The organism is Paenibacillus terrae HPL-003, from assembly GCF_000235585.1.
In the GTDB taxonomy this organism is placed as follows: Bacteria; Bacillota; Bacilli; order Paenibacillales; family Paenibacillaceae; genus Paenibacillus; species Paenibacillus terrae_B.
The window spans coordinates 4,251,753-4,262,119 of record NC_016641.1 but is presented as its reverse complement, the minus strand read 5'-3'; the positions used below and the strand labels follow the sequence as shown (position 1 = coordinate 4,262,119).

General features: G+C 49.7%; 2 protein-coding genes and 1 pseudogene (1 of these 3 only partly in view). 1 reads left to right on the top strand and 2 read right to left on the bottom strand.

The annotated features are described in order from the left end of the window. Positions 1 to 395: 395 nt before the first annotated feature. A pseudogene (locus tag HPL003_RS29930) lies at positions 396 to 655 on the top strand (hypothetical protein); the annotation flags it as partial. Between the two features lie 157 nt (positions 656 to 812). Here HPL003_RS29930 and HPL003_RS19275 read toward each other — a convergent pair. Together HPL003_RS19275 and HPL003_RS19270 are read right to left on the bottom strand one after the other, a co-directional pair. Then, positions 813 to 2,078, bottom strand: a complete 1,266-nt coding sequence (locus HPL003_RS19275) for an MFS transporter (protein WP_014281410.1) — start codon at positions 2,076 to 2,078, stop codon at positions 813 to 815. A 12-nt stretch (positions 2,079 to 2,090) separates the two neighbouring features. Then, positions 2,091 to 10,367: the final stretch of a non-ribosomal peptide synthase/polyketide synthase gene (locus tag HPL003_RS19270; RefSeq protein WP_014281409.1), read on the bottom strand. Its footprint extends 23,955 nt past the window's final position; only the last 8,277 of its 32,232 coding nucleotides appear in the window; its start codon lies beyond the right edge, outside the window — the gene reads right to left on this strand; the stop codon is at positions 2,091 to 2,093.

Sequence of the window (10,367 nt, the reverse complement as noted above, 5' to 3'; positions counted from 1 at the left end):
TATATAGTTATAATTGTTCCGATGTTAAACAAGATCGATTTACAATTTAATAAAAAGGATTTAAAACGGAATAGGATTTTATGAATTGCCTATCGTGGTGTGAGTAAAATAAGTCGAAATGTGAGTGTGTGATCTTAGAAGTGTTAAAACTAGGGGTGAACCGAAGCCATAAGTTTAGAGTTGAATGTTCCAGTAGCATAGATAAAATTGATGAAAAACGTCGAGGGAATATAAATTGTTATCTTCGTTAAGAAAACGTTATATATAACAATTTATTACATGATAAAATATAAAATTGAAAAATGTCAATGTTTTTTAAATATGACGGATTGTAATATGAAGTGAGACATCTAAACTGAGAGAATCCATGGGAGATTCGTGTAGAATGAAGTTACATACACCATTCAGACAAGGAGAATCACAACACGAGTTATATTCATTCTAGTATAACCGAGCGAAGCAAACTAGAAATCTATACCGACTGGGATGGTCTAGTCGAGCGATTGGTGCGGAACTTAGACGTCATCACTTCTCCCTTGCAAGAGAGGTTCAGGTTCTAGGGCATAAGGGCAAGCGACGTAAGCCGCTGGAAACGCGTGGTCGCTTTTGCGTAGGGGAAACGATTAGCCGACGGCCTAAAAAGGCAAGAAAGAGATAAAAATGTACGCTCGTCTTTGTAATCAGCAACCACACAAAACCAGCACCAAAACGATCAGTTCCTACGTTCCAGAGCCAGACATACTAAAAATGCCAAGCCCTGTGATGAGGGCCTGGCATTTTGCATGCGTGACTTATGAATTGTGGATCAAGCTCTAGCCTATGTCCTCAGTAACGGGAGTAGAGGTTACTCTTCCAATCTCCCCTGAAGGAATCTCAAACTGACGAATATCCTTGACCAGAAACATGATCAATCCGCACAATGCGGTAATCAGTCCGCTGAAAAACAGGACCTCACTCAGAGCAAAACGCAAGGCTAATGCGCCACCAATCAAGGCCCCTAATGGCAGAGCTGCGCTGGACAAAGTATTTAGAAAGGATGCCACCCGTCCAAGTAACGGCAGCGGTGTAATAATTTGAATCAAAGACGTTTGCAGTACATTGATGATGCCTGTAAAAATGCCTAATAACAGAGCTGCCAACAGCTTCATCCACATTTCCGGCACAATGGAAAACACGTAGATCGCCAGCCCCATGGCTACCCAGGAGACTGCAATGGTGATACCATTCTTTTTCAATACACTGACCAATAAGGAACCGATAAAAATACCGATAAAATAGGCCACATAAAGCAAGCTGTAATAGATCGGTGAGCCATAGGATACCGCGATGGACGGCATGGTAATAATTAAAATGGCCATCGAAAAGTTCGTCAGAGCAAAGAACGGAAGCATCAGTCGCAGGAAGGCGTGCCGTTTTACAAAAAGATATCCTTCTTTCAGCTCCTTCAGATAGTACCCTAGCTTCAGTGAACCCCTACCGTTAGTGTCTTCCACCGCAGGAGCGTCGATTTGCTTGTTGAGTCTGACATACACAAAGCCTGCCAGAAACAGCATCGCGCTGGCTAGAAAAAACGTGTTTTTCATCCCCATGGCGATGATGAGCGAGGCTCCGGCCAGATATCCGGCGATATTAATCACCTGATCCGTCGACGAAATCATGGAATTCGCCTGGACAATCAAATCCGGCGAGCGTACCAGTTGCGGCAGCATTTTACTGTTGGCCGGATAAAACAGGGTAGAGAAGCAGGATGCAATAAAAACAATAACCAGAATAGTGACCAGATGGACCATCCCGTCCTGAATGAGAAACGGGACAGCCAAAATGAGCACAGCCTGTGTGAACAAAGCGATACTCGCCAACAAAGCCGGCGAATAGCGATCCACCAAGGGCCCCACGAGAAAGCTGAAAATCGACGCGGCAGATACGGCGGTATACGTGAAGCTGGTCATCGCCACCGACTGTGTCGATTGCTGTACAAAATACAGCAGGACGATGGAATAAATGCTGTCCGCGATATTGGCAGAAGTACGGGAAGCAAAGAAACGGACAAAACGGCTATTCTTAAACAATGGAGTCACATATTCATCTCCTTACTGCGAAATGGCTAAAGCGGTTAAGAGCCTGTCACTGGCAGCTTGGAAGAGTCGATGAATTTTCTCGTGATCCTCTTCAAAAGGAAGGGATAGAGAAATCAGTAATACACTTTCTGTGTATACAGACTCAAAGAAAATCGCTTTTCCTCCGTTTGCCTGTTCCTTCTTCCTGTCCAAAGTACCGATTTCCTTTAAACCTTCCTGCATTTTACCCAAGTGATTAAACACGATAGGCAATTGTTCAAGTCCCTTTTTTAGAATGGAACTGGATTGTGGGTAAGTCGGTTCCATTTCTTCGTTAAAAATCAAATTAAAGAAATTCAAATGGTGATGTGCGGCAGTATCCAGAAGTTTCTGGATATCATTTTCGTAGGATATTTTCTCCTCCTTCTGGAGTAAGACGGGAATGTGGTCAATATATTCTCCCACCGATCCAAAGTAGTTCCGATCCCCATACTTTCGTCCATACTGCGTCAGCCATAATGGAACTTCGGACTGTCCAAAATAGCTGCTCAAGAACTGAAATCCCATTTGCAACGAAATATCCGATAGGTTTGCAGCCTCCTCCTGCGTTGGAATATCATCCAGCTTTAGTTCCCAAGTAAATGAGGTAGATTCTGAATAGTTACACTCCCGGGTTTTAGCATGGATTCGGCTATTGTTGTTGTCAAACGCTTGGAGCTTAAATTGCTCCGCAATCTGCGAATCGCTGAGTCCTTGAGGACCTTGGCGGATATGATCCACGTAATCGTGATAATGGAATGTTGTAACGGTCTGACTCTGTGGTGTCTGATCGTATTCCTCCAGAAGCTGATGTTGCAGAACGACACTGCTCGTAGCATCAAAAATAATGTGTGAGCATGGCAGCAGCAGCAAATGTTCCCGCAAATTCAAGCGAACCAGCATGATCCGATATTGCAGAGATTGAGTCTGCTCATAGGGCTCAAAATAAAGATTCGACATGATGAATGAAAGAAGCTGCTGTTGTGTCTGCACCGGATAGACTGAAAGATCCACAAAAGGCAATGAAATATGCTCCGGTGTTGGCCGTACTACCCATTCCCAGATTCCATTCGACTGTACAAGCACACTTCTCAGTAATTCATGGCGATGAATTAACTGCCGAACCGCTGTGGACAGACGTTCCACATCCACGTGTTGGTCCAGTCGCACCACGGTACCTGAGGAAGCAGGGTGCATCAAATGGTAATGCTGAGCAGGTGCCAGCGGAAAACGATGGATAGCCTCTGAGCTGAGTAGATGCTCATTCCAGCGAGCATTCATTTCAGCGATTTTTAAAATCCATTCTTCAGACTCAGACTGACGTTGATGGCTGTTTGCCTGTCCCTCGTCTGTTTGCTCCAGCTCTGTGTACCCTGTTCTGACCAGTTGACTGGCATCTTCCTCACCCATCGGAACGATATAATGAGGGTGCAGTTCGGAATGAATATGAGACGAAATTCCCGTGGTTATTTCATCCACCTGATCTGGCCGGAACGGATATACATGTAAAAATAAATAGTCGCGCTCATCGTTGGATACGAATTGAAGCATAGCCTGGACTCCAAAGGTTTCGCTAATCCATTGTTCAGTTGCCGTTAAATCTGTAAGCCATGAAGGATCTGGCTCGGTGACCGCGTTATCAAGAGATAGCCGATCGGACAAGCCTCGAATGGTTTGATGCTGCAGCACTTGATGTATGCCTAATGGAATACCTGTTTCCTGTGCTTTGGAAACGAGCTGAATGGCCTTTAAAGAATGACCTCCAAGCTCAAAGAAGTTCTCGTCGATACTTACCTTTTCTACACCAAGCACCGTCTGCCAAAGATTCGCCAATTGTTGCTCCATTTCATTTCTTGGAGCAACGTAGGCTATATCCAAGCTATTTGCCAATTTCGGCAATGGCAGTGCCTTACGGTCGATTTTACCGTTCGGTGTTAGTGGCATGTGCTCCAGTTGCACAAAGTATGAAGGCACCATGTAGTTAGGCAGCTTTTCGCCCAGTAAGCTGCGTAGTTCACCTGTGCTCACTTCTCGTTCTGCCACATAATACGCCACCAGTTGGTTTTGACCCTGCTCATCCTCATGGGCCAGTACGATCACCTCTTGCAGCGCCTCCACCTTCAGCAGGTTCGCTTCCACCTCGCCCAGTTCAATCCGGTACCCCCGAATTTTCACCTGGTGGTCAATCCTCCCCAGATGCTCAATGTTACCGTTCGGCATCCATCTCGCCAAGTCTCCCGTCCGGTATATCCGCTCATATCCAGACTCTCCGTTTGCAAATGGATTGGGTATAAATTTCTCGTCTGTTAGCTCGGGACGATGCAGATATCCTCGCGCCAAGCCCTGCCCGGATACGCATAACTCACCCGCGACGCCCACTGGTGCCAAGTGTCCATGCGCATCCACGATATATACCCGGTGATTGGGTACGGGACGTCCGATCGAAATGAGTTCCTCTGCATTCGGATCCTCGGACACGGGCCAGATTGTTGTAATAATTGAGTTTTCCGTTGGACCATAGCCGTTATAGTACGGAACTTTGTCTTTCCATTGGTGTACAAGCTCCAATGTGGAGGCCGATCCGGCGGTGAACAGGATGCGTAGACTCGACATCCGCTCCGGGTTCAGATACACCGCATACGTCGGTGGCAACATGACTACGGTAATGTGATGCTCCGCTGTATATTGCTCCAAACGCTCATAGTTCAAAATCGTCTCCATTGTCGGCACATACAGCGTGGCTCCGCAGAACAGCGTTTGGAATACTTCCCAGCAAGCGGCATCAAAGGAATAGCTGGCAAACATCAGGACCTGATCCGACAAGCTCATGTGTAGGGTTTCATCAAAATAGGTTTTCAGATTGCATGGCCCGTGATGCTCGATCATAACGCCCTTCGGCTGGCCCGTCGTTCCTGAGGTATAAATCACATACGCCAGATCGTTCGGGCCAGACACCGGCTCCAGATTCGATCCATCTTCGTGATAAACCCCCTGCTCCCCATCCAGCACCAGCACCTTGCCATCAAAATCCACCTTGTCCACCAGATGGCTTTGCGTCAACAACAGCTCCGCTCCCGAATCGTCCAGCATGTAACGGATACGATCCTCTGGATAGGTCGGATCCAGAGGAACATACGCTCCTCCAGCCTTCATAATCCCGAGCATCCCCACGATCATATCCACGGACCGCTCCGTCATGAGACCCACCAGGCTGTCTGTCGTCACGCCGTGACTCCGTAAGGTACGAGCCAGTCGGTTGGCACGTTCATTCAGCTCGCGGTAGGTCAACTGCGCTCCTTCGAAGAACAATGCTGCCTGCTCCGGGGTCTGCGCCGCTTGAGCCTCGAACAAGCCATGAATCGTCTGCTCGCTCGGATAGTCCGCTGCGGTATCTCCCCACACGTTGAGAATTTGCTCGCGTTCTTGCTTGGTCAAGACATCCAGCTCACGCACCCGAATGTCCGGGTTCGACGTTACCTGCTCCAGCAGCTGCGCCAGATGTCCCTGAATCTGTTCTATACTTTCGCGCTCAAACGCTAGTGCGTTGTAATTAAAGCTCATGTGAATGGATTTCCCCGGCTGTATCACCAGATTAAAGTCATAGCGCGTCGGTTCGATCTCAGTCGGGCGAAGACTGGTCTGCTGCCCTTCACCGAACTGCTGCATTTGTTTCTCCGTCAAATCATTTGCAAAAATAATCCTGTGGTTGATCCAATTTTGCTTCAGCTCCGACAACGCCTGAATTTCAGTCAGCGGATGAGTAGTATGCATATGAGTAGCTATAGATTGCTCCTCGTTTTGCTTCATCACTTGCGAGAACAGACTGTTCTCATCACTTCTAATCCTTACAGGTACTGTATTCTGAGACAGACCCATCATTTGTTCAACATTCAGAAGATCAGGCGAATGTCCGGAAACCGTACTACCCAATACGACATCATCTGTACCATTATATTTTTGGAGCAATATGCCCCAGACTGTCTGCATCAGTGTAGTCAGCGTCACCTGATGACATTCGGCAATCCGAAGAATCTTGGTCGTCAGACCCACACTCAGACCAGTGTTAAGCTGCTCAGCCTGGTACCCCGTGTTTGACTGCATTTTGACTTGTGGTAAATGAGCCTGTTCTTCATATCCGTCGAGATATGCATTCCAGTAACGAGCAGCTTTTTGACGTTCCTGATGTACTTTCAGCACAGATACCGTTTCTTCTGTGGTGATCTCTACCAGTTCGCCCAGCGAGATATCTGGATGAGCTGTAATGGCTTCTACCAAACGTACAAAGTGGCGCGTAATTTGCTCGATGGTTTCCCGCTGGTATAGCGATGTTGCATATTGCAATCCGAAATGGATGCCGGTTTCTTCTTCGCTGGCTTCCAGCATCAGGTCAAACTTTGCCGGAACCTGCTCCCACGCGTATGGGTGGAAGCTCAGGCCTTCCAGCTTCAGCTCTCCTTGTTCGTTGTTTTGCAGTACAAACATCGTGTCGAACAGTGGATTGCGACTCATGTCCCGCTTCACGTTCAACCGTTCCACTAGTTCCTCAAACGGATAGTCCTGATGCTCATAGGCTTGCAAGGCCCGGGTTGTCACGTCCTCCACGTAATGGCGGAACGTTAGTGCTGCGGTTGGATAATTACGCATAGCCAGCGTACCAACAAACATCCCGATGATCGGCTCCAGGTCCATGTGCGGTCGTCCTGCAATCGGAGTGCCGACGATGATGTCTTTCTGTCCGGTATATTGATGCAGCAGCGCTGTGTAAGCCGCCAATAACACCATATATAGCGTCGAGCCTGTCTGTGCTGCCAGCTCCTTCAAGCGTTCGCTGACCTCGCGTTCCAGCCTGAACACGACCGTGTCGCCTGCTGTACTTCGAACCGCCGGGCGGGCAAAATCGGTTGGCAGGTTCAACACGGGCAGCTCACCCCGGAAGGTATCTAGCCAGTAGGCTTCCTGGCGCTTCATCCAGTCCTGCTGCGCTTCGCTTTGCTGCCATACGGCGTAGTCTTTGTATTGAATACGCAGCGGAGGTAACCCTTCACCGCTGTACAAACGAACAAATTCGTCGGTCAGTACCTTCATGGATGCGCCGTCCGAGATAATATGGTGCATGTCGAGCATCAGCAGATGCTGTAGCTCTTCTTCTATTCCCTGTACGCCCCAATCCACCAAGGCCACGCGCAGCAGCGGAGCAGCTTTCAGATCAAACGGACGTACAAAGCGCTGCACCAGCTCTTGCGCTTCTTGGCTGACCATCGTGTCGGATATAACTACATAGGCATAATCTTTATGCGTAGCCTCGGTATCACGATCTTTGGAGCCCGCAGGTATGACTCCGCTTGCTTCCACCCACTCTTGCGCTTCCTTGCTCACCATCGTGTCCGTATCCGTTGTGGCTGCACTCTCTGCCTGTACCTTTGCATATTCCACCTCGAACGGCACGGTGTCCTCAATCCATTGCATCGGCTCACTGTCCACCAGCTCAAAGCGGGTACGCAAGGTCGCATGGCGGGCGATTAGTTGACGGAACACGTCCTCTACTCGTTTCACATCCAGCGGACCGCTCACTTGCAGCACCGACGGCATGTTGTAGTTCACATCATTCGGGTCGAACTGATGCAGCACATACAATCGTTTCTGCGCCGAGGATAACGGGTAGAAGCCACGGGCTTCCGTCACCGGAATGGACGCATACGCCACTTGGTCCAGACTTTCCAGTACCGTTGCCAGTCGTTCAATCGTTGGTGCTTCAAAAATACTGCGCAGTGGAAGCGGCTTGTTCAGTTCCTTGTGAATCTTCGAGGCCAGGGTCGTCGCCCGCAGTGAATGTCCGCCAATCTCGAAGAAGTTTTCCTTGACACCCACTTGCGCCAAGCCCAGCACATCCTGCCAAATTTGCGCCAGCTTCACTTCCACCCACGTCCGCGGTGCGACATAATCCGCTCCGCTTTGCAGGCTGCCTTCCGGTGCCGGCAGTGCCTTGCGGTCGATTTTGCCGTTTGGATTCAGCGGCATCTGCTCCAGCTGTACAAAGTACGATGGCACCATATAGCTTGGCAGCTCCCGGCCCAGCTCACTTCTCAGTTCATTTCTCAGTTCACTAGCTCCGAGCTCTTGCCCGGCGACGTAGTACGCCACCATTTGTTTTTGCCCTGTTTCATCCGCACGAGCCATGACAACCGCTTCTCGTACCGACTCCACCTTCAACAACTGTGATTCGACCTCGCCCAGCTCGATCCGGTAGCCCCGGATTTTGACTTGGTGGTCGATCCGGCCCAAATATTCGATATTGCCGTCCGGCATCCATCTCGCCAAATCACCCGTGCGGTACATCCGCTCATAGCCTGCTTCGCCACCCGCAAACGGGTCCTTCACGAATTTCTCTGCCGTCAGCTCTGGACGGTTCAGATAGCCGCGTGCTACACCTACACCGCCGATGCACAGCTCCCCTGCAACCCCAATCGGCTGCAATTGCTCCGTGCCCTCCTTCACGATGTACAGACGGATGTTCTGAATCGGTTTTCCGATGGGAATGACCGCATATTTCTCCGTCGGCTCGCAATCAAAGTACGATACGTCCACCGTGGCTTCGGTTGGTCCGTACAGATTAATCAGCTTCGCTCCAGCGATACCTGACACGAGCCGTTGGAACCGCGCTACATGTTGCGGCGGCAACGCTTCTCCACTGGCAAATACATGGCGCAGGGTTCCCAGCTTCGCTTCCATCATTTCCTGCGGCTGCTGCTCCACATACTCCAGGAACGCATGCAGCATCGCAGGCACAAAGTGCATCGTGCTTACGCTATCGCGGGCAATCGTGTCTACGATATCCTCGGGATTCTTTTCCCCGCCAACCGACAGCAGACTCACCTTCGAGCCAACCATCGACCACCAGAACAGCTCCCACACCGATACGTCGAACGTGAAGGCGGTCTTTTGCAGGATCGTATCCTCCGCACTCAAGCCGTACCGATCATGCATCCACAAAATCCGGTTCAGCACGGAATGGTGCTCAACCATAACGCCCTTCGGTTTTCCAGTCGAGCCGGAGGTGTAGATCACATAGGCTACATGACGCGGTCCAGCCAGTGGCTCCAGATTCGAGCCGTCTTCGTGGTACATGTCCTTGCCATCCAGCACCGGACAATCCAGCACCAGCACCTTGCCGTCGAAGCTCAGCGACGCCTGCTCGGCTAAATGCGATTGCGTCAGCACCAGCTTCGCTCCTGAATCCTCCAGCATGAAGCGGATACGGTCCGTCGGATATTCCGGGTCGATCGGCACGTAAGCTCCGCCTGCCTTGAGGATCGCATAGATGCCTACGATCATTTCCAGCGAGCGCTGTACCAGAATGCCCACCGGCTGATCCGGTTCAATGCCTTCTGCACGCAAGGTGCGTGCGAGACGATTGGCTCGTTCGTTCAGTTCACCGTAGGTCAACGCCTCTGCTCCCAACAGCACTGCCACCTGATCCGGTGTTTTTGCCGCCTGTTCCTCGAACAGCGCGCTTAACGTCTGATCCTTCGGATAAGCTGCCGCCGTAGCTCCCCAAACCTGAACAATCTGCGCTTGTTCTTCCGGTGTTACCAATTCCAGCTCATTCACACGGATATGCGGATTGTCTACAATTTGCTCAATCACATGCAATACATGTCCTTGCATACGCTCCACGGTAGCCCGATCGTACACATTGGCGTTATATCTAAACATGATGCGGAAGACTTCATCAGGCATCACAATCAAGTCCAGATCATAATTCGTTTGCTCAACAACCTCTACATTTGTAATTTCAAAAGCGGACGGACGAACCTCACCAAGCTGCTCTACCTGCTGCTCTACCGGATAGTTCTCAAATACCATAATGTGGTTAATCAAATGCTGCTTCTGCTCCGTCAGCGCCTGAATTTCATACAGCGGGAAGCTATCGTATGCTCCCGAGGCCAGTGCCTGCTCCTGCGTTTTCCGCATGATTTCCACAAAAGTGGCATTCCGTTCACTTTGAATCCGAACCGGGATCGTATTAATGAACAAACCGATCATATTTTCTACACCAGCAATATCCGTCGGACGTCCAGATACGACACTCCCGAAAATAACATCCTCATTGTTGTTATATTTCTGCAAAATAAGGCCCCACACGCTCTGCATCAGCGTATTAATCGTTACCTGCTGCTGCTTCGCAATCCGGTTCATGGCTTCGCTCCACGCTTGATCCAGCTCCACTGTTATATTTTCAGAAATATATTCGCTGGTCTCACTTGCTGTAGC